This is a genomic window from Stieleria neptunia, assembly GCF_007754155.1.
GTDB classification, from domain to species: domain Bacteria; phylum Planctomycetota; class Planctomycetia; order Pirellulales; family Pirellulaceae; genus Stieleria; species Stieleria neptunia.
In genome coordinates, this window is sequence record NZ_CP037423.1 from 8,752,296 (window position 1) to 8,775,801 (window position 23,506).

Sequence of the window (23,506 nt, forward strand, 5' to 3'; positions counted from 1 at the left end):
GCGGCCGGACGCGAGGCGGTTGCGTTTTTTGCCCGAAAGCGTGATAACCGCGCTGGAGGCGTCTCCGTGTTTGAGCTGACCGATAACCCACTGAACTTTTCCACCGACACTTTGGAACGTCGCATGCCCGACAGCCAAACTGAACCATCCAATCCTTCCGACGCCGCCTCGGCCGACGGGGGCGTCCGTTTCGTGACGAAGAAGACCGGACTGACCTCTGCTGAGATCTGGGAATACGACGCGGCGACGAACCGGACCAGCCGTGATGTGGTCGCCGAGACGTTGCAGGCCCTGGCGGCACCGGACGATTTCCCGCCGATCGAAGCCGCAATTGTTGCCGGGGACCGCGTCGCACTGGCGGTCGATCCCAACGTCCCGGACGTCGATGCCGTGATCGAAGGTGTCCTGCGGATGCTTCGCAGCACCCCGGCCGAGCAAATTGAAATCGTCGTGTGGGACGAAGCCACCGAACAGACCCTCCAGCGGATCCGCGCCGCAGCGGGCGAGCACGCGGTCATCCCGCATCAAAGCGACATTCGCGAATCGCTGTGCTACCTGGCGGCCGACGTCGACGCGGAACCGATTTATCTCAATCGGGCCTTGGTGGACGCCGACTTTGTCTTGCCGATTGTCGCGATCCGCCCCTCCAACCTCAGCCAGCGGCGCGACTTGACCGGCGTGTTTCCTTCGCTCAGTGATTCGGCCACGCGGACTCGGTTTGCCGACAAGATTTCCTCCGGTGTCGCTTCGTCCCCGGCGATGAAGTCGGGAAACACGATTGCCGAAGAAGTGCCATGGCTGCTGGGCGTGCAGCTGATTCTGGGCGTGACGGCCAATTCCGATGGAGCGGCCGGAGAAATCCACGCCGGTACGTTGGAAGCGTTCGCCAAACGGATCACGCCAACGCTTCGTCGCCCCGACCCGGTTCCGCCGCCGGCGGCGTTGGTCGTCGCGGCGTTGGACGGGGATGCCCAGCAACAGACCTGGGAAAACGTGGCCCGGGCCGCCGAAGCCGCGTTGGCCTATGCGTTGCCCGACGCGACGATCGTCATCTGGTCGTCGTTGGATCAGCCGCCCGAAGGAGCGTTGCTGGCGATCGACCAGGACGACGAAGAACCGCCGGCGACAACGCAACACGGCGACGACTCGGAAACCTTGCCGCCCCGCGATCGCTTTTCCGAACTGGCCCGCACCTTGAAACGGGTGACCGAACAACACCGCCTGATGCTGCACAGCAATCTTCCCCGCGAAGTCGTCGAACCACTCGGGCTTGGCGTCATCGAATCGCCACACGAACTGGCCAATCTGAGCCGACATTTCCAAAGCTGTGGCGTGCTCCGCGCCGCCAGCTTTGCCGGCGGCCACTGAATCTCGAATCCAACGACAAGGTTTCTTTAATGTCGATCCCGATTGAACAGGCGTACTTGCATTGTCCGCGTTGTGGGTGCAAGCAGAACGATCCCGGCCACATTCCGTTTCGCTGCGCCGACTGCCAATTCGCCGTGTTCTTCGGACCGGTCGCCGCGGTCGGCGGTCTGATCGTCAATTCCGCCGACCAGTTGCTGCTGGTGCGGCGGGCACGAAATCCGGGCAAGGGCCAATGGGGACTTCCCGGCGGTTTTGTCGATCGCGGGGAAACCGTCGAAGAAGCGCTTGAGCGCGAAGTTTACGAAGAGACTCGATTGCAGTTAAAGGCGCGCGATCTGCTGGTCACGCACCCCAACCAATACAACTATCAAGGCGTCGTGACCGAAGTCATCGATCTGTTTTATGTCTGCCGTGCCGTCGATCCCAGCCATGTGGAATTGGAAGCGGCCGAACTGGACGATTATGCCTGGGTCCATCCGAGCGCCGAGTACCTGGACAACATGGCGTTTCCGTCCAACCGTTACGCCATCGAATTGTGGATGAGTCAACTCTCTTGAACGGTCTGATCCTGGTTCCGACTGACAACGAACGACGCCTGATCGAGTCGTCGATCCGAATCGAATCCGGCCAATGGTCTGTCAGGACGATCGGCTTTGGTGTGATCGCGGCGGGAATCGAAACGACGCGTCTGTTGCTGAGCGAACGGCCCCGCCAAGTGATCTTGGCCGGAATCGCCGGTCTGTTTGCCGGTCCAAATACGGAAACGCTTCGACTGGGCGATGCGATCTGGTTCGACTCGGTCGCCATCGACGGAATCGGCGTGGGACAAGGCGACGCGTTTGTCGACGCGGCGGATTTGGGTTGGCGTGCCGAAGGCGAGCCGGCAACGACCGAGACGATTCGATTGCCGACCGCGCCCCAGAACCAGGCATCGCTTGCCCAGCCGGCCCTGCTGCTGACGGTCTGCTCGGGGAGCGCGTGCGAAGACGATGCGGCGCGCCGGCGGCGACGCGTTCCCGATGCGATCGGCGAAGACATGGAAGCGTATGCGGTCGCCCACGCCTGTCGGTCGGCCGGCCTGCCGCTCCGCGTCGTGCGCGGGTTTTCCAACCACGTCGGCCGCCGCGACAAGCGTGATTGGCAGATCGCTCCCGCGCTGGCCAGCGTCGCGGAACAATTGAACCAATTCCTCGACGGGGAGACTCCATGAGCGAGAAGATTCGACTCGGCATTTCGACCTGCCCCAATGACACGTTCGCCTTTCATGCCTTGATGCATCGCTTGGTGGATTGGCGCGGGCTGGAATTCGATCTGCGGTTGCTGGACATCCAACAGCTGAACGACGAATTGTTCGCGGGCAACTTTGACGTCGCCAAATGCAGTTTCCACGCCGCGCTGTTGTTGTCGGATTCGATGGTGGTCTTACCGAGCGGCTCGGCACTCGGGTTCGGCGTAGGCCCCCTGCTGTTGTCGTCGCAATCGCGTGCCTCCGCCGACGCCGTGCCCGCGACGACAGACCAAATCACGCTGTGCCCGGGACAACACACGACCGCGACGCTGCTGTTTCGATTGTTTTATCCCCACACCACGTCGATCGAGCAGGTCGTGTTCTCGGACATCATGCCGCGACTGGTGCAAAACACCGCCGATTTCGGAGTCTGCATCCACGAAGGCCGGTTCACCTGGCAGGATCAAGGGCTGGGATTGGTGGAGGACTTGGGGACGCGCTGGGAGAACGAAACGCAGTGTCCGTTGCCACTGGGCGGATTGGTCGGTGCCAAAACGCTGCCCCATGAAGTTTTGTGGAAAGTACAGCAAGTCGTTCGCGAATCGCTGGAATACTCGCTCGCCGATCCCGGGGGTGCCGTGGAAACGATGCGACACCACGCGCAAGAATTCGACGACGAGGTGCTGATGCAGCATGTCGATTTATACGTGAACGAATGGACGGTTGATCTGGGTGACACCGGGGCCGGCGCGCTCAACCGTTTGAACGAAAAAGCCAAGCTGGCCGGCATCATTCCTCCGTCGACGGCGGGATTGCAGATTTTGCGGTAATCGCCCGCGGGGAAGCGTCCAATGCCACCTGCTTTGACGCCAAACGGGGTGTTTTTTGTTAGCGCCTTGTCGGTTGAGTGAGCCGCGACGCGTAAGCGGCCGGGCACCGCGGCCTCGCCCGAGGCCTGACGGCCAGCGGCTCACTTGGGTGTAGGGCTGGAATGCCCCGGGCGATAGGATTGAACAGAACGTCAGTCATCGCATAACCTATCGGTACCCGTGCCGCATCGATTTATCTTCAGCCTTCAATCCACGAATCTTCCCAATGTCAAAACGAGTCCTTTTTGTTTGCATGGGCAACATCTGTCGCTCGCCGGCTGCCGAAGCGGTGATGAAGCGTTTCGCCGAGGAATTCGGGCTGGACGTCGACGTCGATTCCGCCGGGACACACGACTATCACATCGGCAAACGCGCCGACGCACGGATGCTGAAAGCCGCCGAAGCACGCGGGTACGAATTGACCAGCCGCGGTCGCCAGGTGACCCAAGAAGATCTCGCCGACGGTGTTTTCGATTTGGTGCTGGCGATGGACAACGCCAATTACGAACTCCTGACGGCGCTGGCCGGTCGGCCGACCCAGCACATCCGGGTCTTCAGCGACTACCTGGATGACAATTGGCCCAACGATGTGCCCGATCCCTACTACGGCGAAGAAGAAGGGTTCGATGAAGTGTTGGACATGCTCGAAGAAGGCTGCCCGATCATCTTGCAGACGCTAGCGGGCGAAGCGATCTTCGACGACGGCTTCGTCGAGTAGCGGTTTGCACTTGTTCCCAGGCTCCGCCTGGGCTGCGCAGAATGCCCGCGATTTCATGCGTTGTGCCGGTTAAGACTTTGGTCGTTCTTGTTCCGTGGTGGATTAAGATTCACTCGATTCGGTTCGCCAAAGGCGATCAACAACATAGCCTGGGGTGAGACCGGATGAGCCCCAGCGAATCCGGGCGTAACCCCAGGTCCGCGATCTACCGAAACCCCTCCCCCTTTCGATCGGCCGGCGGCTCAGCCGCCGGCCGATCGAAAGGGGGAGGGAGCAGGTTTGGCTTTCTTTCCCTGGGGTGGCGGTCACTCCGCTGCGCTCGTTCCCTGACCCCAGGCTATGTTGTTGATGCCCTTTGGGCAAATGCTGCGGAACGGTTTCCGCCTAAGATTCGGACCGGCTGCAACAATCAATTCCGCGCAGCCCAGGCTCCGCCCGGGAACACCATTCTCCAGAGGCTCCGCCTGGCCGCATCCCGAAACGTGTGGCGGAGCCACCCTCACATTGCGTTCCCAGGCAGAGCCCGGAAACGAGTCAACGAGTCAAGGCGTCCCGTCGAACACTTCAAAGTCGTACCGCGCCCGATAGGTCTGGCCCGGACCGATATCAAACGCGCCGACCACACACGGCGAGATGCTGAAATAGGGTTTCGTGGGATGCAATCGAACCGGATCGGGATACTGCTCGTTGAGCGGCGATGGTGTCATCTTCACGCCGGCAATGTGATTCTGGCCCTGCGTCTGATCCACAATCCCGAACAGCGTGGTCCACTCGGGACGGCTATGGTTGCCGAGTCGACGGTCATGGCCCTGGCTGGTTAAAAACCGATGCCGCGCCAGTTCCAACGGCGGCGCGTCGGCCTGGGGTTGTTTGACAAACGCGGCCAGGGCCTTGGCCGATGGAGCGGAATACCAAGCGTTGTTGCCACGGAAACCGATTCCGCCGTAGTGATACTCGTTGATCGTCAGCGGGTGCTCGGTGATGTTGGTTTGGTCGGTCGAAAACTGGATCACATAGCGCGGTCCCTTCTGATCCTCGGCGGAAACGTCTTCGCCGGTCACCCCGCTCACACCGACCGTCCAGACGTCATCCAGAATCGCTTCGCGGACCCCATCTTCATCGATGGCGTAATGTCTGACCGCGACGGAAAACTCAGTGCGTTCCCCTTCGCCGCCGACTGCGATCACGCGATCGTGAAGCACCACGCCGAGTTGCTTGAGCTGATTCCAGAAATCCACTTTCTTGCCACGAAAACGAGTATCCGTCCATGCGGCGAACAATCCATGTTGATGCGGATGATCGGCGGCAAAGTCACCGCTGACCATGCGACCGGCCGGCGAATAGATCGGGTGGATGTAACCGCTCCGCTGATACCTCGGATCGATCCCTTCGGGCGCCTTGGGTGCGGTGAGGTTGTATCGCAAGACCTCGGATTGGTCGCAATAAACGGTCACATGGTCGTCCGATTGCACACAGCGAAACAACGGTCCCGAGGGCGGGCCGGCGTCGACCTGTGCTTGCACCGCATCGGACACGATCAGCATAAACACGAGTGCGAAGGGGAGGGAGAGAGGACGCCAAAACGATGAATTCAACATTGCCGGACCGCAGATCGTCGGAAGTAAAAACCACCGCCGGATTGTAGCAAAAGCCGACGTCGCAAGCGTCGAGCGGAAAGTGGGGTAAGCTTCCAGCTTGCCGTCTCGTTTCACTCGTGAAACGCAAGCTGGAAGCTTACGCCACTTTCTTGCTGAACCCAAAAGAGCATCAAACCACTCGATAGGCCTGCTTGGTGCGTCGCCGTGCGACGCCGGTTTCCAGGGCCGATTGTGCGACGGCTTTGGCCACCTCGCCACAAACCCGACGATCAAAGACGCTGGGGATGACGTAGTGGTTGGTCAGATTTTCCGGCGAGATCACGTCGGCAATGGCATCCGCAGCGGCCAGCTTCATGGCGTCATTGATCGCACTGGCGCGAACGTCCAAGACGCCGCGAAACAGCCCGGGAAAACAAAGCACGTTGTTGATCTGGTTGGCGTAGTCACTGCGTCCGGTGGCGACGATTTTCACGTGCTTGTCGGCGACCTTGGGATCGATTTCCGGATCCGGATTGGCCAGTGCAAACACGACGGCATCCTCGCTCATCGCGACAACATCGTCTTCGGACAAGACGTTCGCGATACTCACGCCCACGAACACATCCTTGCCCCGAATGACGTCCGAGAGCGTCCCCGATTGGCCGGCTTGGTTGGTGTTTTCGGACAACCAGACTTTGATCGAGTTGTTCCCGATGTCGGTGCGTCCCTTGTGGATCGCGCCCTTGCTGTCGCAGACGACGATGTCCGTGACGCCGGCTTGCATCAACAACTTTGCGATCGCGGTTCCCGCCGCACCGGCACCGTTGATCAAGACGCGTGCGGCGGCGAGATCTTTGTTCAGATACCGCATTGAATTCTTGAGCCCCGCCAGAACAACGATCGCGGTGCCATGTTGGTCATCATGAAATACCGGGATCTCAAGCTCGCGTTCCAGTCGTTCTTCGATTTCGATGCATCGCGGTGCCGAGATGTCTTCCAAGTTGATGCCGCCGAAGGTGGGTGCCAGTCGTTTGACGGTCGCGATGATTTCTTCGGTGTCCTGGGTGTCCAAACAGATCGGAAACGCATCGACTTCGCCGAACTCTTTGAACAGCATCGCCTTGCCTTCCATCACCGGCATGGCGGCGCGCGGGCCGATATTCCCCAGTCCCAGCACGGCACTGCCGTCACTGACCACGGCGACGGTGTTTTTGCGAATCGTCAAGGCAAACGACGATTCGGGGTCTTCGTGGATCGCCGTGCAGACCCGCGCCACGCCCGGGGTGTACGCCATCGACAGGTCGTCGCGGGTCTTGATCGGCATCTTCGAATTGACTTCGATCTTGCCGCCCAGGTGCATCAAAAACACACGGTCGGACACATTGACGACTTCAATACCGCTGATTTGCCGAATCGCTTCGACGATCCGCTGACCGTGTTCGACGTTGGTGGCATTGACGGTGATGTCGCGCGAGATCAATCCGTCCGCCACGCCGACGATATCAACGGCGCCGATGAATCCATTGGCACAACCGATCGCGGTGGTGATTTCTCCGAGCAGACCGGGCTGGTCACGGTAACGAAGACGGAAGGTGATGGCGTACGAAGGGCTATGATGCGTCATGCTTGATATAGGGCTGGGTCTATTCGAACGCGCGAATGCGAATGGCGCTGGCTTGTCCCTGCGGCGTCACGTTCACGTTGATGAACTGCTTGCCCGCAGCGGTGGAGTCATCGACACAGGCGTTGATCGGACAGTCGTCCGCCGGCGCGTCGCAATTGAGAATTGGAAACAGGTTTTCGCCGAGCGACTTCAAACTGGCGATGGTTTCAACCATCCCGCCACCGGCGCCCAGATTTCCGATGTGACCTTTCGCGGTCGTCACCGGTGGCTGTTGATCGACCGGCCCAAAGACGTCGTTGATCGCGGCGGCTTCTTGGGCATCACACTCGACCGTTCCCAGTCCATGGGCGTGCAGGTGCCCGATGTTCGCTTTGTCTTCGTCGCCGAGGGCGGCCCGCAAGACGTTGGTGATCGCCGTCTGGAAATACCGCTCGCCGAACGCCGGCCCGACGGCGCTGCTGCCGTAACCGACGATTTCGCCCAAGATCGTCGCCCCGCGAGCCTGGGCGTGCTCTAGCGTTTCACACACCATCGCGCCGGCACCTTCACCGAGCACGCTGCCGTCACGCGTGGCCGTGAACGGTCGGCTCATCGTGGACGGATCCGATTGATTTTTCGCCAACGTTTCCTGCATGTCCGCATGCAAGGATCGCAACGGGTGAATGCGCGAACCGGTCGAACCGACCAGCAACACGTCGGCTTGTCCGCGCGAGATCGTCGAATACGCCTCGGCCATCGCCGCACACGCCGAGGCTTCGCGCAACGTGATCGAATTGTTCGCTCCGCGCAGATCGTTGTAGATCGCCACGTGGCTGGCCGGCATGTTCGGCAGGTACTTCAACAACCACAGCGGATTGACTTCGGGTTTACCGAGTTCCCCCCAACGGTCGAAATCGAATTGCCCCTCGGCGTCGATGCATTTTTTGATGCCCGACGCGAACTCAATCGGCTGCGACATGATGTAGTCACAACCATACAGCACACCGGTCCGATCGCGATCACGCTGGTCCGCTTCCAAGCCTGCATCGGAGAGCGCCAACTGTGCGACCGCGACACCCATTTCGATCTCGCGGCACATCACCTTGCTGCCCTTGCGGATCGTCCGCTGCAGTTTCTTGTCCATCGGACCGTAGTCCGCGATGTCGCCGGTGAACTCAGACGCTTCGGCACCGTAGTCGACCGACAGGACGCCTTGCGGGACCTGGGTCAACGGACCGATCCCGCTGTGGCGAGAACGCAAACCGGAGAGCAAACGATCAGAGTCGTTTCCGAGGGGAGTGACCACACCAACACCGGTGATGACCACTCGTCTGGACGTGACATTTACCATGAATCAGCCGAACGACGCGGAGCAGAAGGAATACGGGATGTCCGCATTCTAGGCTCTGGGGGAATTGGCAAAGAGGGGGCGTATCTCAGTAACGACCGCGGTGGGGCGCCCCGAAACCGGCAGAAATCTGGGGGACCAGGGGCGTGGTCGTCAAATTTTCCGACGCCCGACCACGAAACTCGATGAACATCAACGCGTCGGCCCGGCCGGCGGTCGTCCCGGTCAGCATTTCCAAGTTAAACAGCGGCATCGCCGCCTGCGGCCGCTCGGGGCTGGCGATCACCCCGCACGACAACAACAGCACCATGTCCGATGGCCAGCGAAATCGCTCGTGCAGCCGCCAGCTGACGACCTGGGGCACGTCGATTTTGGTGCGATGGACCTGGGCGTTGGGCAAGGGGAGATCCAATTCGACCGGTTTGAGCTGGTCGACTTGATCGATCGACGCCTTGATCACGCAATCGATCGCTGAACCATCCACGCTCAACAGCGGGCTGATTTCCAAGCGATAGCCCTCTTGGATCTCTCCCGTCTCGGGTTCATAAGGCGGCCAGCCCGTCGCGGCGGGTTTGACGTTTTGGACGTAATTGCGACCGCGGGTGCTGGCCAGTTTTTCGGTTTGGCCGTTGTAGGTGATCAGATCCAGCGCCTGCACTTGACGGGTGTCGGTCCGCTGACGCAGCAGATTCAAGACCAACGCCGCGTTCTCTTTGCTGAGCAACCAAGCCTGGACGCCGGGCGAGTCGACGTTGACGTGCTGCATCAACAGGTGCGCCCGAGATCGCCAATTCGGATTGCCGACCGTCATCACCCGCAACGACAACACCTGGGGGTCCTTTTCGCCGGCGACAAACCGGTCCACGATACCCGTCACCACTTCATGCATTTCGGGGGTGTGATAAACCGACAATTGATCGCGGTCGGCATTCAAAAAACCGAACGGAGACGTGAACCAGACGTCGGTTCCCGTTTCACGCAGCACCCAGTCGACGATCGCCTGCTCGGGACGGTCGTGCTTGGTCAGGTAGCCGGTGTAGGGTCGCAAGTCATAGACCCGGTGTTCCTGGCCGGCCGTCTGCGGCAGAGTCCCGCCGCCACTGGCTTGCGCGCCGGGAAGCGGTGCCGGTCGGTTCGGAGGCGACATCGGCTGGTTTTGTAGACTCGGTGGCGTCCCCGCGTTGGCAGGCATGCCTCCGGCGGCAGCACCGGTTCCGGTCTGACCAGACGGCCCCGAGCCGGGCAGCGGCATCCCCTGAGCATGAACCGGATCGCTCGACACGGAAAAGGCGAGAAGAAAAGACGCGATCGCCGTCGCGAGGCTCGCAAGGTATCGATTCGGACAAAAACGCATGGCAGACCATCCCTGTAAGACGTGACGAACGGTTTCCTCCCGTCCGCTTCTTTGAACTTGGCTATAGCCGCCGCGCGGTCTCCAAGGCAAGGTGACTTCTGGTTTCTTTCCCACATTCACCCCAGCGGGACGCGTTACGGTCTGTTGATTGAGTGAGCCGCGACGCGTAAGCGGCCGGGCATTGCGGCGCCCGCCCGAGACCTTACGGCCCTGTCAGTTATACGTAAGTCGCTGACATTTTCGCTTGAATTGGCACGATATTTGCGCCGGAACTTAGGTAATTCACGAGCTTTAGTCAGGATTACCAAGAACACGGGAGAAGCCATGACCGATTCAATTGCCAATGAATTTGACACACTTCAACTGGGCGATAAGCGACTGGACAATCGCTGCAAACTGATTGCCGAACGCTTTGCCGCCAACCCTCAAGCGAGCATCAATGCTGCGTCGCAGGGATGGAACGAGACACACGCCGCTTATGAGTTCTTCGACAACGATTCGGTCGACGAAGCCGACATCCTCGCCGCTCATAAAGACGCCACGATGCGGCGTATCGAACAGCAGGATGTCGTCCTGCTGGTTCAAGACACCACCGAGCTAAATTTCACCAAGCACCCCACCGAAGACTCCGGCGTGCTCAACGAAGACTACCGATTCGGGCTCTATGACCATAGCCAAATCGCTTTCACCGAGACCGGACTGTGTCTTGGCGTCACGGACGTCAAACTGTTCTCGCATGACCCCGAGACGCTTGGTCGAAAAGCCGATCAGCGGAAACAGCTACCGATCCAAGAGAAAGAGTCCTACCGTTGGTTGCAGGACTACCAGCAAGCTTGCCAGCTGGCTGGAGAATACCCCGATAAGCAGGTCATTAACGTGGCCGATCGCGAGGGCGATCTGTACGACATTTACGTCGAATCGGCCGAGCATCCGACCCCGGCTGATTTCGTCATTCGAGCCAATCAGCCCCGCTGTACGCCAGAGCGTGACATCGACGCCGGCCCGAGCGTCTACAAGAAAGTAGCCGATGAAGTCGCCGCTGCGCCGGTTCGGTTACGTCTGCAGATCGACTTAACCGCGACGCCCAAGCGAGCCGCTCGCCGAGCAACCCTTGAGGTTCGCGCCAAGCGGTTGACCGTCAAGCCACCGCACCTGCGAAAGGCTGATCTTCCCGAGGTCCAACTGTCGGTCGTGGAGGTCCGCGAAATAGACGGCCCCGGCGATGGCACGGAGGTTCATTGGCAACTGCTAAGCAGCTTGCCAGTGGACACGATCGACCAGGTCCAACGAGTGATCGACATCTATGTCAAACGCTGGCCAATTGAAACCTATTTCCGAGTCTACAAATCGGGTTGCCGGATCGAGGAGATCCAGCTGGAAACCAACGCCCGGCAACGTCGTGCGTTGATGATCTATAAAGTTGTCGCTTGGCGGCTGATGTATTTGACAACACTGGGGCGTCAGTGTCCTGACCTGGACTGCGAAGCGGTCTTCGCAGAATTCGAATGGAAGCCGGTTTGGAAAGTGGTTTGTGATGATCCTTTGCCTGAGCAACCGCCCAGCCTTGGCCAGATGATTCTGATGATCGGTCAGCTCGGGGGACACAACAACCGTCGCGGCGACAACCCGCCAGGTGCCGAAGCGATGTGGAACGGTCTGCGTCGGATGAAAGACTTCTCACTGGCTTGGCGAGCATTCGGCCACGACGGTTCCTGACATTTACGTATAACTGACAGGCCTTACGGCCAGCGGCTCACCATTGACTCCGCACATCCCGATTCGATCGACACGCTGGCTAGCGACCGGCACGTGGTGCACGAACGACCATCACACCGGTCCGATCCAACGATTTCCTCACCCCCGCCAGCGACGCACTTGCAAGTCGACGATCAGGGGGCGATAAAAGGCAACTCTTGTCGCCAGCGCACTTTCTTCGAACGCAACCGAATCGCTGAAATGTCCGAGTTGCCGAACGCTCCCCCGTTGAATCATTCCCCCAAGGCGTCGCCCGAGCCGCCCCCGGATCAAACCAATCGCCAGCAGCTGCGTGAACTGGAACTGGAACTCGACAAGATCCGCTGCCAAGCCGACGCGGCGCGGTTGGATGCTCAAGCGGCCGAGTTGGAATTGCAGATTCAGCGGCTTCGCGAATGCCTGGAACACGACGACGTCGCCGATCTGGAATCGGCGACGCGCGTCGCTCACCTGGCCGATTCCCCGCAGCCGCCGGGACCGACTGCCGGGCCACTCCCCACAGCGGGTCGCGCGCGTTCTGCCTTCGATTCTCCACGCAGACGGCCACCCAAAGCCGCGACGATCTACCGCCACGGTCCGCCCGAGGCGGACGATCACCGCGATGAATCCGATCTTGCCCGGGGCGAGACCGGATTTCGCCCCAATCCCACCAGCCGACGCTTTGAAAACTGGAACCAGGTGCAAGACGCGCTCGATCTCGCGGTCGTCGCTCCATCAGGCAGCGACGCATCAGGCAGCGACGCATCAGGCAGCGACTCGCACGGGACCTGTTCGCTGGACTCGCTAAAGCAGGGCTCGCCGAAGCTGGGCTCGCGGATTGCCCCGGGGGACACCAAACCGTCAAACACCAAACGATCGAAAACATCGCCGCCGCGGCGTTCGGATCCGGCGGAGCACATCGATCTGGCCACCACGGCGTCCGACCCTCCGCCGCGACGACGCAAGCCTGCCGCCTGGTTGCTCAGCGCGGTGTTCCACGGCTTGATCTTGCTCGCGCTGGCGTTCTTCACGCTGGCATCGCCGCCACCGGGAGACCAGATCGCGATCGCCGGTTCGGTCGCCGAGACGGAAGAATTGGCCATCGAATCGCTCTCGATCGAAACCCCCGAGCTGCCGCCGACGCCGCACGAACCGACACCGAGCGAGTTGGAGGATGAGATCAGCGACATCGGCGAGATTTCCGTGGTCGATTTGATCAGCGATGCACCGCCGGCACCGCCGACCCCGCTGATCGAGTCGATGATCCGGCGCGACGTGACCAGCATGACAGCGATGTCATTGAAATCCGATTCCGATGCGACGATGAGCTTTTGCGGCGTCGACGGCGGCGGCAACCACTTTGTCTATTTGGTCGACAGCAGCGGCAGCATGGGCGACGCGTTTGAATCGGCGCGCGCGGCGTTGTTGCAATCGATTCGCTTGCTGAAACCCGATCAACGTTTTTACGTCATCTTTTTCGACGCCGAACCGGATTACATGCGATTGTCGTCTGCCGACCAAGACGAGCCCCGGAGCGTTTACGCGACGGCCGAGAACAAGCAGAGGCTGCAGCGGTGGGCGATGAGGATCAAGATGGATCGTGGCCGGGCGCCCTATGACGCCTTGCCGTTTGCGCTGGAACTGAATCCGGACGTGATCTTTCTGTTGTCCGACGGTGAGTTCCCCCAGCGGATCGAGGACCTGTTGGCGGAGATCAATCGCGTCGACAATCTGTTCGGCGACGACGGCCCGATCAGCATCGTGCACACGATCGGCTATCACAGCCGAGAAGGCGAGAGTCGGATGCGGCGGATCGCCAAACAGAACGGCGGCCAATACCGGTATGTCCCCAAACCGAACGAATGACGTTGATGGAAAGTGGCGTAAGCTTCCAGCTTGCGCTGTGGGAATCGCAAGCTGGAAGCTTACGCCACGTCGTGTGGCGACGGCCTAGTGCTTCGTCAACTTTTATTCTTAGGGTACCGCGGAAAAGAAGTCAGGTACCAAAAATGCGAAGCACCCTGCGGGCCATTTGGTTTTTGGTACCTGACCCCTTTTCCGCTCGACAAACGCAGGCTCGAAAATTGAAAGCTGACAAAGCACTAGCGTTCGATCCAGGGGTTGTCGGTTTCGCTGATCGGCACTTGCGAGGTGACAAACTTGACGATCTCGGGGATCACCTTGGCCGATTCGTTGACCAAGAAGGGGCCTCCCAACGGCTGCTTGACCTGTAGCAATTCCAGCCCTTGCGGATCCTTGCCTCCGCTGAGTTTCTTTTTGGCCGCCTCGACACGCTTGTAGATTCGATCGGTGTCGCTCTGCTCCGCGGAGCCTTCACCGACAACCATCATGATCGGCAGTGAGGCGACGGTGGGAACCGCGATCGAGGTTTCGATCGGGACCCCCTTCAACAATCGTTCCGGCGACACCAGCACCAGGGCTTTGACGTCTTGGCCTTGCTTGCGTGTCCCGACGGGCACAAAACTCCAATCGCGTTGCGTCCAACCGGCGGCTAACACACAGCCTTCGCGGATGCCGATGACGACCAGCGCGTTCAAATTCAACTTTCCCTCGTTGTTTTCCTTTTCCAAGAACGCTTTGGCCGCATCCAAGTCGTACTTGACGATCGCCATCACGTGTTGCTTTCGCATCCGTTCCAAATCGAACTCTTGGGTTTCACCACGTGGATCGGTGTACTCACGCGATCCGCCGTGCCCGCGGTAGTCGAGCGCCAAGACGGCGCAGCCGGCATCGCGGAGTGCGACGCACAGCTTGCCGTAGGGAGCCTTTTGCCCTTTCCACTCATGGACGATCATCACCGGGATCGCCGCCTTGCCTTTGTTGGAACCGAAATAATATCCGCTCAGTTCCAAACCGTCCTTGGTCGGCAATTTGACGGGCCCCGGCGGAGGCGGCGGATCCACCTTCTTCCGAGGACCTTGTGCGGAGAGAGTCGACTGCGTCAACAACGTCAGTGTGAACGCAAAGATGACAACTCGTACGGACAGACGGCGCATTCTAAACTCCTGGGCAGATACTCTCGGTCGGCAATCTCGGTTTGCTCATTTCCCTCTATTATGCGCTGAAACGGCCCTCAATGCCTAATTGAGAAGCTCTAAAAAGGCCCGCATCCAGGCAGGATGGGCCGGCCAGGCCGGTGCGCTGACCAGGTGTCCGTGCGTGTGAGCCGAATCCATCGTCGCGGCCGGCTCGACATATTTCCCACCCCCGGCGGTGACTTCGAACTGCACCGCAGGGTAGCAACTGCAGTCTTTTCCGACCAAGACGCCTGCCGCGGCGAGGATTTGCGGGCCGTGACAGATCGCGGCGATCGGTTTCTTTTCGACGTCAAATTGCTTGACAATCTCCAACACCCGGTCGTTGAGACGCAGGTATTCCGGCGCCCGGCCGCCCGGGACCACCAAGGCGTCGTAGTCCGCGACGTCGACCGCAGAAAAATCGGCGGTGATGGCGAAGCGGTGCCCGGGTTTTTCGCTGTAGGTCTGGTCCCCGTCGAAATCATGGATCGCCGTCGCCACCGTGTCGCCGGGCGATTTGTCGGGACAGACCGTGTCGACGGCGTGACCCATCGTTTGCAGGATCTGCAGCGGGACCATCGCCTCGTAATCCTCGACATAGTCCCCGACGATCATCAAAATCTTCTTGCCCATTTGAATTTGCCTTGCGGTTGGTGGAGTCCTGATTTTTCCGCCCCAGGCCGATTTTCGGATCGGAATCGTAACCTAGAGTGGCATTGAAATTTAAACCGGGGAATACGTTTATGCGATACGCAATCCTTCTGAGCACACTGCTGATCACCTCCATCACCACCACCTCGGCGACCTCTCCGACGGGCTGGAGCCCGATCATTCTGCCGACCGGTGACTACCGGACGAAAATCAAATCGATGCCCATCGAGCAACGCCCGGGTCGTCTGCTGCATGTCTACGGCAACACGGTGCGTCTATTGGACCAATCCAGCCGCGGCATCGCGACGCGACCGATCCAGCAAATCTTCCTCGGGACGACGGTGCGTCGCACCGACGGGTTCCGAGGGAATTGATCGGAAGACCACTTACTTTGACGCCAAGCGGGGTGTTTTCCGTTAGCGGTAGGGCGCGAGCCCTCCGGTCATTCACGGCGCAACCGGACGGCCCGCGGGCAGGGGGGGTGAGGGCGCCGGCGGCCTGAGCGAACAACAAGAACCGGCCGACCCTCGCCAATCCGCAAAGTTTGCCAAGATTCCTTAATCAGACGAACCGTCAATGTCGAAAAAGCCTACTACCGGGCGCGGTGTCGGCGAAAATCCGCGCGTGCACGGCGTTAATTTACGGCGCCACTCAACGGCGCCAATCAACGGCGACCATCCATTGACCTGATGCAATATCTGGAATCCTCATGATTCAAGACGCACTTCGACGTTTCGCGTTTGTGACCTGCTTTCTTGCTGTCGGTGTGTTCCACTGCGCCACGGGCGCCCTCGGCGGCGATCGCACGATCCGCCGCAAGCAACCCGACCGAAGCACCTATCAACCGCCGGTGCTTGAAACCCACCACCTTGAAACCGTGACGGTCACGCAGGCCGATCGCAGCGAACAAGCCGGCGAACAACATAGCGGGCTGGTCGACGCACCATTGGACGCGCTCCCACAGCCGCGCCGCCGCGCCGAACCTGTCGTCACCGAAGCGTCCTTGCCGGACCCGGTCGTGCTGTCAGAAAACGGAGCGACGGTGCAGACGGTCAGCTATGAAACCTCCAACCAACGACACGTGAACGTCGATCCGCAGCACCAGGCGGTTCAAACCTGCTCGTGTGAATCCTGCCGCAGCGGCGGCGCCCATGTTCCGCTGCCACCGCCGATGCCCCACACCGTCGATGCATCGCCATACGGATTCGCCGGTGAGGTGTTTGACGGCGGCTGCGATTCGCAGTTCTGTGACGGGGCATCCTGCGACGGCGGATGCGATGCGATCGGATGCGGCCCGCTGGGTCGTCTCGGGCTGTCGGCGAATGACTGGTTCGGGTCGGTCGAGTTGTTGTTGATGTTTCGCTCGGGCGATCGCCTGCCCGCCCTGGCATCCGATGGCACCTTGGACGATACCGACACGCAAATCTTTGCCGGTCGCGAAACGGTTTTCAAAGACATGACCGCGGGCGGGCGTCTGACCGTCGGTGCTTGGCTGGACGATTACATGGACCGCAACATCGTCGCTCGAGGCTGGTTCGCCGGAGAACAAACCTACGGATTCAACGCCAATCAAAACACGCACACGACACTCGTCCGCCCGTTCTTCAATGTCACCGATGGCGTGGTCCCGATCGACGACACGCGGATCATCGCGACGCCGGGTGAAGCCAGCGGCGAACTGAGCATCCGCGCCGACAGCAACACCTTCGGAGCCGACGTCTCGATTCGCCAACTGTGGTACAAACGCCAAGGTGCGACGGTCGATTTGTTGTACGGCTACCAGTACATGGGGATGGATCAATCACTGACGATCGCAGACCGCGCCACCGCGCTCAGCGACGGTGTTCGGCCGATCGGATCCGTCTTGGCGACTTCGGATTCGTTCGACGTGGAGAATGATTTCCACGGCGGCCAGCTCGGCGTCGCGACCCATTACCGCGAAGGCTGTTGGTCGTTCAGCACGCTGGCAAAAATCGGCTTCGGATCGATCCGCCGACGAGCCGTATTGGCCGGCAGCACGTTCACGAGTATCGACGGCAACAATGCGACCGACCCCAACGGCATTCTGGTCCGCTCGACGAATTCGGGGACGCACAGCGACAACACCTTCGGCTGGGTCCCCGAACTGGACTTCACACTCGGCTGGCAAAAGTACCCCTGTTTCGACGTCACCTTCGGCTATCACATCATCGCAATGACCGACGCCTTGGAACTCAGTGGCGTGATCGATCCCAACCTGTCCGTCAACCTGGCCGACCCTGCCGTCGGTGCACAACGCCCCACGTCGAACTTCCGGCACGGGACATTCTACGTCCAAGGCATCCACTTCGGTCTGGCGTACATCTACTGACCCCACCCCGAACACCCCAAAGCACCCAGTCAACCAAAAAGGTGTCGGACACCTTTTTCTCTCCCAAAGGAATGGAATGATGGCGGCCAAGGAGCCTACGGGATGCCAACGCTTTGTGGACATGTGGGCCTTGCCGGGAGTGCATCCCAGCAACGTCGAGTTCCTGCAAAAGCTGAAAACGGCTGACACCAATCACTTCACCACGCACATGGATTGCGTCGGAACGGTCAACACCCTGGACCAGGAAACCGGTGATTGGGAAAAAACGCATCTGGTCGGGGTGCGGACCGACGTCTGGAAACCGGACGATGAGGAAATGCACAGTTGTCTGGAGGCGATGAAAGACAAACGTCGCAATGAGCTGAAACGTTCGATCAAACGCTCCGGTCGATTGAACGCGAAGCAGAAACAGAAGCTCGACGACCAATTGGCCGAAGACGAGATCATGCAGATGCAATGCGACGACATTCAAACGCGTCGCCTGGTCTTGAAATTGTTTCGCACCACCGGTGATCGCGTCCGCTGGGTCGGCACGATCGAAGAAGTCACGGCGACGGAAGTCCACAATTCGATCGGCACCGGAAAATCTCTGCTGACGATGGCCGCGATGCTCTCGCGCAATGATCTGGTCACGTACGTGCAACAGAACCATCGCACCTTTCGCATCCCGTCGCTGTTCAGTTTCTGCTATCACGACGGCGAACGCATGTGGAACCTGATGCTGCGCCGGCATTGGTTTTCGATCGGAGCCGACTTTGAAATCGAAGCCGACGGACAAGGGATCGGCGAAATCGATGGCAAACTCTTCTCCTTCGGCAGCGACAGCCATCTGGTCTTGGACGCCCACCCGCTGACCACACAGTCCTCGTTCGTCAATCTGGTCACGCTATTCGCCGCATCGGTCGGTTACCACCGCGCCATGCGAAAAAGCGTCAATCGCCGCGTCGAAGCCGCCCTGGGCGGCGAATCCCACCGCAACCTGCTGCAAAACGAAGAACTGCGACTCCGCCAAAACGGCCGCGCCGCCGCCTGATGCGTCGAAACGGGGTGGGCAGAAAAATGGTGGGCAGAAAAATGCCAGCGGAGGAATCAAGACAAGAAAATTGACGACAAGAAAACAAGAAAAACGCTGCCGCGAGGACCGGATCAGGTCCGAGTCATTTTCTTGTCACCCATTTTCCTGCCCACCATTTTTCTGCCATCCCCCCAGACCTTGCCCGATCGCGGATCCGGTAAACTCGGTCGGACTTGTTCTGTTTCCCTGCCCGTGGAGTGCTAACTTTCATGTCGCTATCGATTCGCTCGTTTGGTGGGATCACGCCACGTCTTGGCCAACGCGTCTATGTCGACCCGGCAGCCACGGTGATCGGCGACGTTGTGTTGGGCGATGATGCCTCCGTCTGGCCCGGAGCGGTCATCCGCGGTGACATGCAGCCGATCAAGATCGGCGCTCGCAGCAATGTGCAAGACACCGCCGTGCTGCACACCACCCATGACGGCGATTTCAATCCCGGCGGTTGGCCGCTGACGATCGGCGACGACGTGGTGATCGGCCACCGTGCGATCCTGCATGGCTGCACGGTCGCAAACCGCGTCCTGATCGGCAACGGAGCGGTGGTCAACGATGGCGCCGTGATCCCCGACGAAGTCATTGTCGGGGCCGGTTGTATCGTGCCGCCCGGCAAGACACTCGAGAGCGGTTTTGTGTACGTGGGCAACCCTTGCCGACAACTTCGCCCCGTCAGCGAAAAAGAAGTCCGCTTCTTCCTCTACTCACCGGCCCACTACGTGAAAATGAAAGATCGATATCTGGCCGAAGCGGAAGATCAGTGACGCAAACAGGCCTTGAGTTGCGCCGGGGGAGTGCCAAGGCTGGAGAACAGACAAGAAAATCGATGACAAGAAAATTAAGGAAGAGCAACCAGGAAGCCTGATCGGAACCACGTCATTTTCTTGTCACCAATTTTCCTGTCGACCGATTTCCGCTGGCTGTTCCCAGCCCATTGACCAGAGGCGAGCTGGAAGCTTTCTCCACTTGGATTGGCAAGCTGGAAGCTTACCCCACGGTCAGGCCGGCGACGGCGTCGCGGATCTTGGCGACCAGGGACTCCTCGAGGTCGCTGAGCATCGGCAGCAGCGGACCGGTCGCCGCGATGCCGGCTTCGGCGACGGCGTGATGCAACACGCGTATCGGGCTGTACGTGTTGCGCAAATCCTCCAGCGGCAAGAACCACTGCCGAATCGACTCGGCCGTTTCAAAGTCGCCGGCCTGGATCGCGTGGAGCATCTCCATGCTGCGAGCCGGCGCGACGCAGACGCATCCACTGGTGAATCCGGTGATGCCGAAGTCGCGGAGGTGCACGATGGCGGGTTGTTCGCCGATTCCGCTGACCATCCGCGAGGCCGGAAAGACGTCACGGATTTCATTGAGATAATCGTCTTGGCTGGGATCATCCCGAACGACGGCGTACTTGATCCACGAGATCACACCGTCACGGTGCAACGCCTCGACCCATTGGGCGTCCAACCAGCGATCAAATTTCAAGTACAACACGAGGGGTTTGCCGAAGCGTTCGGCCAGCAGACGAATGCCGGTCGCGATCCCTTGTTGGTCCACGACATCACGTGCGGGCAGCAACATCGCGGTGGCGAAGTCATACTCGCGCAAGATATCGACTTGATCGACGGCCAAACCGTAGGCCGGGCCGATCGAGGGCACGACGGTGGTCTGGTCGCCGGCGGTTTCGCTGAGCATCGTCAGCGTCTTGGCGTACTCGCTGAGCCGCATGTGATAGAAGACGGCGTTTCCACCGTACAACAACGAACGAATTCCGCCGGCTTCGAGAAACCGAATCAGTTTCGCATTCTCGACCGAACAAACTTCGCCATCGCCGTCACGCGCAAGCGGCGGCACGGCGAAAACACTTTCAGCCAGATGGCTGGGATCAAACGAACTGGTGAGCATGGTATCAGTGCAATCCGGGGATCGGCATGGTGACTCGGTACAAACCGCTGCGAGCGGTCACAAACATGGTTTTCCAATCATCGCCGCCGAAGCAGACGTTGGCCGGCTGCTGGGGAAACGAGACGACGCCGATCTGCTTTCCGGCGGGCGAAAAAATCTGCACACCGATGTGGGTGGTGATGTAAACATTGCCTTGAACATCCAACGCGATCCCGTCGGCGCCGGTTCCCGATTGTCCTTCGGGTTGTTCAACGGTGCAAAACGTTTTCGGCGGGGACAACTTCCCCGGCCCGGTCACTTCATAAACCAGCATCTCGGCCTGTTGGCTGGGGCAGACATAAAGACGTTTTCGGTCGGGCGACATGCCGATGCCGTTGGGCGCGGCCAAACCCTCGGTGACGCGAGAGACCGTGCCGTCGGCGGCGATGTAATAGACCGCTTGGACGGTTTGCGGCAGCGGTGTCGGGGCGCGGAACAGCGGGTCGGTGAAATAGATGCCGCCCTGGCCATCAACGGTCAAATCGTTGGGTGCGTTGAATCGTTTGCCGTCGTACTGGGACGCCAACACGGTCGCGCTTGCATGTTCGTCATAGCGGACCACTTGCCCGTCCATCTGACAGGCCAAGATGCGTCCATCGCTGGGGATCAGGATGCCGTTGGTGTGCTTGGAGTCACCGGTGAACAGGCTGATCGACCCGTCGGCGCTCAGCCGGTGGATGGCGGAGTTGGGAATGTCGGTGAACAACAGCGATTTGGATTTCGGTTCCCAGGCCGGGCCTTCGGTGAACGCGAATCCGTCTCGAATCAATTCGACCTTGCCGGTCGGCTTGATGGTCGTTGACGAGTCGTCTTGAGCCGAGTTGTCTTGAGCCAACGCAGGTGGAGACTCAAACGCCACCAGACCGAAACCAACGATCATCAAACAGAGCACAAAATTCAGTTTCATTGTGGTCGTCTCAGGTTAGAAGTTCATGTCGAAGCCGTTCAAAATAATCCAACATCGGTCGCGGCACGCCGAGCGAATCGATCACGCCGGAGTGGCTTTGCACGTGCGGTTCGTTGTCCGCCCAGCCGTCCCAAACGATCCCATGCACCACGTGCTTGGCGAGCAGGGTGCGGACGATCGGTCCGGCGGTCCGAAGCTGATTGGCGGACAACTCCAATCGATTCGTACCGGTGATCAACGGCGATTGTTTGGACATCGCTTTCTCGTCTTCGCCGCACCCGCCGGGAATCGTCAGCTGTACCAGCATCGGCATCCCCAACGTCGCCCAGCGATCGATCATTTGACCAAAGTCGAGCGCCGATCGGGGCAACGTCGCGTCGCTGGAATAATTTAATCGAACATCCAACCCGACGCCGGCCATTCCCAGCCCGCTGCGGGCGAGCGCATCGGCAAAGTGCAAAGCCGATATTCCGTCGCGGTGCTTTGCCAGGTATTCGCCAAACGGCTGATCGAACGAAATGATCGCCGGCGTATTGGGATCGATGCGGCGAACGGTTTGCAGAACGGCGACCGCGAGCCGCATGACTTGCTCGTCGTCCAAGGCGATCGGCCCGGGTGTATTCAAACCCGCGGCACAATTCCAGAGCTGCACCGAGCCGCGATAGCGTTCCACGACACGTTGCGTGTACTGCGTGATCGACTGAACAAAGGAATCAAAGTTGTCTTCGATCAAATACATCCACGGCGGCATCAGCTGTTTGCGAAAGTCGATCAGCGGCCCCGCCAAGACACGAATCCCGCGTTCGACGCACCATTGAATCGTTCGATCGCTGGCCTCAAACTCGAAACGCCCCGCGTCGGACTCGATCGTCCCCCAGTTCAGCCGGACCGCCGCGCAGTTGAACGCTTTCTGGAAACGCGCGCTCAGTGCCGAGCGTGTCGGAGACGGCGGAATCACACTGCCGGCCAACAGCGTGCCGAGTTGCGGTTCACGCTGCTTGCGATAGGCGATCGACTGGAGTGCGAACGATTCACCGAGATCGGCGATCGCTTGTTCGAGCGTGGCGATGGCCTGCAAGGCGTGTCGCGAACACTCCTGAAGATCCGACCGGGCCTCGGCCGCATCGAGAAACTGCGACGTGCCCCGCGCCACCAACTCGGGGAATCGATCCCCCAGCGACAGCCCCGCCCGTTCCCAATTGCTGGACTGTTCCCGTGCCCGATAACAACTACCCCGGGCCAGTTCCAGGTACAGCAAATGCGGTTGCTCCTGAGGCATCAACGAACAGGTCGACAGCGTGCGATAACCGAGCCCCTTGGTCGGACAGGTCAAATACAGCTTTCCCGACGTGTCGACCGGTCGAGATATCGAAAGAACGCCTCCCTTGACGCTGTTCTTGCATTCCCACGGTACACCTTCGATGCCGCAGATGTACGCATCTTTCCACAGCGTTTGTTTCAACAACTGGGTCGAATCGGATGGGACAGCGAAATGAAATTGCCCCATGGTGCGGGCCAAACAATCCGGTTGCGGGATGGAAGAGGCAAAGGTCAACATCCAGACTGGCAGAATCCGGAATCGGACGCCAGTTTACCGACTGATCGTGCCGCTTGCGACCATAGCGGCCCGGTCGTCCCGAAACGCCACTGGTTGTGAGCCGCGTCGGATTCTCGACAATACGCCTGTCCGATCGCCGGTCCCGCAGCCGGAGGCCGACGCGGGAACAAAAGACCACCCCCAACCCCGAAAAATCGCC

At 59.9% G+C, this 23,506-nt stretch carries 20 protein-coding genes; 11 read left to right on the forward strand and 9 right to left on the reverse strand.

Annotated features, from left to right (window positions below; genetic code table 11):
- Positions 1 to 66 precede the first annotated feature (66 nt).
- The 5 genes from Enr13x_RS30475 to Enr13x_RS30495 all read left to right on the forward strand — a co-directional run bounded on the left by Enr13x_RS30475 (position 67) and on the right by Enr13x_RS30495 (position 4,183).
- Entirely contained in the window at positions 67 to 1,368 is a 1,302-nt protein-coding gene (locus Enr13x_RS30475; RefSeq protein ID WP_145390683.1) for a nickel-dependent lactate racemase family protein, read from the forward strand.
- A 29-nt stretch (positions 1,369 to 1,397) separates the two neighbouring features.
- A complete protein-coding gene (locus Enr13x_RS30480) occupies positions 1,398 to 1,925 on the forward strand; it encodes an NUDIX hydrolase (protein WP_145390684.1) in 528 nt (175 codons plus the stop codon).
- Complete coding sequence (mqnB, locus tag Enr13x_RS30485; RefSeq protein ID WP_197455462.1) at positions 1,922 to 2,578, forward strand: futalosine hydrolase; 657 nt, start codon at positions 1,922 to 1,924, stop codon at positions 2,576 to 2,578. Before Enr13x_RS30480 ends, mqnB begins: the two co-directional genes overlap by 4 nt.
- Positions 2,575 to 3,426: a 1,4-dihydroxy-6-naphthoate synthase gene (locus Enr13x_RS30490; RefSeq protein WP_145390688.1), complete on the forward strand. Its 852-nt coding sequence runs from the start codon at positions 2,575 to 2,577 to the stop codon at positions 3,424 to 3,426. Before mqnB ends, Enr13x_RS30490 begins: the two co-directional genes overlap by 4 nt.
- Positions 3,427 to 3,691: 265 nt before the next feature.
- Positions 3,692 to 4,183, forward strand: a complete 492-nt coding sequence (locus Enr13x_RS30495) for a low molecular weight protein-tyrosine-phosphatase (protein WP_145390689.1) — start codon at positions 3,692 to 3,694, stop codon at positions 4,181 to 4,183.
- A 542-nt stretch (positions 4,184 to 4,725) separates the two neighbouring features.
- On the opposite strand, the gene Enr13x_RS30500 is transcribed toward Enr13x_RS30495, so the two are convergent.
- The 4 genes from Enr13x_RS30500 to Enr13x_RS30515 all read right to left on the reverse strand — a co-directional run bounded on the left by Enr13x_RS30500 (position 4,726) and on the right by Enr13x_RS30515 (position 10,065).
- Positions 4,726 to 5,727 (reverse strand): DUF6807 family protein, encoded by a 1,002-nt coding sequence (locus Enr13x_RS30500; RefSeq protein WP_231744460.1) that lies wholly within the window; start codon positions 5,725 to 5,727, stop codon positions 4,726 to 4,728.
- A 223-nt stretch (positions 5,728 to 5,950) separates the two neighbouring features.
- A complete protein-coding gene (locus tag Enr13x_RS30505) occupies positions 5,951 to 7,384 on the reverse strand; it encodes an NAD-dependent malic enzyme (RefSeq protein ID WP_145390693.1) in 1,434 nt (477 codons plus the stop codon).
- A 19-nt stretch (positions 7,385 to 7,403) separates the two neighbouring features.
- Positions 7,404 to 8,714 carry a beta-ketoacyl-[acyl-carrier-protein] synthase family protein gene (locus Enr13x_RS30510; protein ID WP_145390695.1) on the reverse strand — a complete coding sequence of 437 codons (1,311 nt, stop codon included), beginning with the start codon at positions 8,712 to 8,714 and terminating at the stop codon, positions 7,404 to 7,406.
- Between the two features lie 85 nt (positions 8,715 to 8,799).
- Positions 8,800 to 10,065 carry a hypothetical protein gene (locus tag Enr13x_RS30515; protein WP_231743867.1) on the reverse strand — a complete coding sequence of 422 codons (1,266 nt, stop codon included), beginning with the start codon at positions 10,063 to 10,065 and terminating at the stop codon, positions 8,800 to 8,802.
- A 324-nt stretch (positions 10,066 to 10,389) separates the two neighbouring features.
- Between Enr13x_RS30515 and Enr13x_RS30520 the strand changes: the two genes are divergently transcribed.
- Both Enr13x_RS30520 and Enr13x_RS30525 read left to right on the forward strand, forming a co-directional pair.
- Positions 10,390 to 11,781 carry an IS4 family transposase gene (locus Enr13x_RS30520; protein WP_145390697.1) on the forward strand — a complete coding sequence of 464 codons (1,392 nt, stop codon included), beginning with the start codon at positions 10,390 to 10,392 and terminating at the stop codon, positions 11,779 to 11,781.
- A 240-nt stretch (positions 11,782 to 12,021) separates the two neighbouring features.
- Entirely contained in the window at positions 12,022 to 13,665 is a 1,644-nt protein-coding gene (locus tag Enr13x_RS30525) for a vWA domain-containing protein (RefSeq protein ID WP_145390699.1), read from the forward strand.
- Positions 13,666 to 13,901: 236 nt separating this feature from the next.
- Here the strand turns inward: Enr13x_RS30525 and Enr13x_RS30530 are convergent, their stop codons facing one another.
- A complete protein-coding gene (locus tag Enr13x_RS30530) occupies positions 13,902 to 14,816 on the reverse strand; it encodes an alpha/beta hydrolase (protein WP_145390701.1) in 915 nt (304 codons plus the stop codon).
- Between the two features lie 84 nt (positions 14,817 to 14,900).
- Complete coding sequence (locus tag Enr13x_RS30535) at positions 14,901 to 15,470, reverse strand: DJ-1/PfpI family protein (protein WP_145390703.1); 570 nt, start codon at positions 15,468 to 15,470, stop codon at positions 14,901 to 14,903.
- Positions 15,471 to 15,580: 110 nt separating this feature from the next.
- Between Enr13x_RS30535 and Enr13x_RS30540 the strand changes: the two genes are divergently transcribed.
- The 4 genes from Enr13x_RS30540 (at position 15,581) to Enr13x_RS30555 (ending at position 19,671) form a co-directional block, all read left to right on the forward strand.
- Positions 15,581 to 15,862 carry a hypothetical protein gene (locus tag Enr13x_RS30540; RefSeq protein WP_231743868.1) on the forward strand — a complete coding sequence of 94 codons (282 nt, stop codon included), beginning with the start codon at positions 15,581 to 15,583 and terminating at the stop codon, positions 15,860 to 15,862.
- A gap of 335 nt (positions 15,863 to 16,197) precedes the next feature.
- The gene (locus Enr13x_RS30545) at positions 16,198 to 17,838 is read left to right on the forward strand and encodes a BBP7 family outer membrane beta-barrel protein (RefSeq protein WP_145390705.1); all 1,641 of its coding nucleotides are present in this window, start codon (positions 16,198 to 16,200) and stop codon (positions 17,836 to 17,838) included.
- A gap of 76 nt (positions 17,839 to 17,914) precedes the next feature.
- Positions 17,915 to 18,871, forward strand: coding sequence for a hypothetical protein (locus Enr13x_RS30550; RefSeq protein ID WP_145390707.1), 957 nt, complete (start codon positions 17,915 to 17,917; stop codon positions 18,869 to 18,871).
- A gap of 251 nt (positions 18,872 to 19,122) precedes the next feature.
- On the forward strand, positions 19,123 to 19,671 hold the full coding sequence (locus tag Enr13x_RS30555; RefSeq protein ID WP_145390709.1) for a gamma carbonic anhydrase family protein: 549 nt from the start codon (positions 19,123 to 19,125) through the stop codon (positions 19,669 to 19,671).
- Between the two features lie 223 nt (positions 19,672 to 19,894).
- Here Enr13x_RS30555 and Enr13x_RS30560 read toward each other — a convergent pair whose 3' ends face one another.
- Genes Enr13x_RS30560 through Enr13x_RS30570 form a run of 3 tightly spaced genes read right to left on the reverse strand, consistent with a single transcriptional unit; the run spans position 19,895 to position 23,256 of the window.
- Positions 19,895 to 20,803: a dihydrodipicolinate synthase family protein gene (locus tag Enr13x_RS30560; protein WP_145390711.1), complete on the reverse strand. Its 909-nt coding sequence runs from the start codon at positions 20,801 to 20,803 to the stop codon at positions 19,895 to 19,897.
- Positions 20,804 to 20,807: 4 nt separating this feature from the next.
- On the reverse strand, positions 20,808 to 21,749 hold the full coding sequence (locus Enr13x_RS30565; RefSeq protein WP_145390713.1) for an SMP-30/gluconolactonase/LRE family protein: 942 nt from the start codon (positions 21,747 to 21,749) through the stop codon (positions 20,808 to 20,810).
- A gap of 10 nt (positions 21,750 to 21,759) precedes the next feature.
- Positions 21,760 to 23,256 (reverse strand): endo-1,4-beta-xylanase, encoded by a 1,497-nt coding sequence (locus Enr13x_RS30570; RefSeq protein ID WP_145390715.1) that lies wholly within the window; start codon positions 23,254 to 23,256, stop codon positions 21,760 to 21,762.
- Positions 23,257 to 23,506: the final 250 nt, after the last annotated feature.

What these genes read in the sequence shown, in the direction of transcription:
- Enr13x_RS30525 (WP_145390699.1), top strand. Translation starts at nt 12,022, where the DNA reads ATGTCCGAGTTGCCGAACGCTCCCCCGTTGAATCATTCCCCCAAGGCG.
- Enr13x_RS30560 (WP_145390711.1), bottom strand. Translation starts at nt 20,803, where the DNA reads ATGCTCACCAGTTCGTTTGATCCCAGCCATCTGGCTGAAAGTGTTTTC.
- Enr13x_RS30535 (WP_145390703.1), bottom strand. Translation starts at nt 15,470, where the DNA reads ATGGGCAAGAAGATTTTGATGATCGTCGGGGACTATGTCGAGGATTAC.
- Enr13x_RS30570 (WP_145390715.1), bottom strand. Translation starts at nt 23,256, where the DNA reads ATGGGGCAATTTCATTTCGCTGTCCCATCCGATTCGACCCAGTTGTTG.
- Enr13x_RS30565 (WP_145390713.1), bottom strand. Translation starts at nt 21,749, where the DNA reads ATGAAACTGAATTTTGTGCTCTGTTTGATGATCGTTGGTTTCGGTCTG.
- Enr13x_RS30545 (WP_145390705.1), top strand. Translation starts at nt 16,198, where the DNA reads ATGATTCAAGACGCACTTCGACGTTTCGCGTTTGTGACCTGCTTTCTT.
- Enr13x_RS30495 (WP_145390689.1), top strand. Translation starts at nt 3,692, where the DNA reads ATGTCAAAACGAGTCCTTTTTGTTTGCATGGGCAACATCTGTCGCTCG.
- Enr13x_RS30555 (WP_145390709.1), top strand. Translation starts at nt 19,123, where the DNA reads ATGTCGCTATCGATTCGCTCGTTTGGTGGGATCACGCCACGTCTTGGC.
- Enr13x_RS30550 (WP_145390707.1), top strand. Translation starts at nt 17,915, where the DNA reads ATGATGGCGGCCAAGGAGCCTACGGGATGCCAACGCTTTGTGGACATG.
- Enr13x_RS30480 (WP_145390684.1), top strand. Translation starts at nt 1,398, where the DNA reads ATGTCGATCCCGATTGAACAGGCGTACTTGCATTGTCCGCGTTGTGGG.
- Enr13x_RS30505 (WP_145390693.1), bottom strand. Translation starts at nt 7,384, where the DNA reads ATGACGCATCATAGCCCTTCGTACGCCATCACCTTCCGTCTTCGTTAC.
- Enr13x_RS30530 (WP_145390701.1), bottom strand. Translation starts at nt 14,816, where the DNA reads ATGCGCCGTCTGTCCGTACGAGTTGTCATCTTTGCGTTCACACTGACG.
- Enr13x_RS30515 (WP_231743867.1), bottom strand. Translation starts at nt 10,065, where the DNA reads ATGCGTTTTTGTCCGAATCGATACCTTGCGAGCCTCGCGACGGCGATC.
- Enr13x_RS30490 (WP_145390688.1), top strand. Translation starts at nt 2,575, where the DNA reads ATGAGCGAGAAGATTCGACTCGGCATTTCGACCTGCCCCAATGACACG.
- Enr13x_RS30510 (WP_145390695.1), bottom strand. Translation starts at nt 8,714, where the DNA reads ATGGTAAATGTCACGTCCAGACGAGTGGTCATCACCGGTGTTGGTGTG.
- Enr13x_RS30500 (WP_231744460.1), bottom strand. Translation starts at nt 5,727, where the DNA reads ATGCTGATCGTGTCCGATGCGGTGCAAGCACAGGTCGACGCCGGCCCG.
- Enr13x_RS30540 (WP_231743868.1), top strand. Translation starts at nt 15,581, where the DNA reads ATGCGATACGCAATCCTTCTGAGCACACTGCTGATCACCTCCATCACC.
- Enr13x_RS30520 (WP_145390697.1), top strand. Translation starts at nt 10,390, where the DNA reads ATGACCGATTCAATTGCCAATGAATTTGACACACTTCAACTGGGCGAT.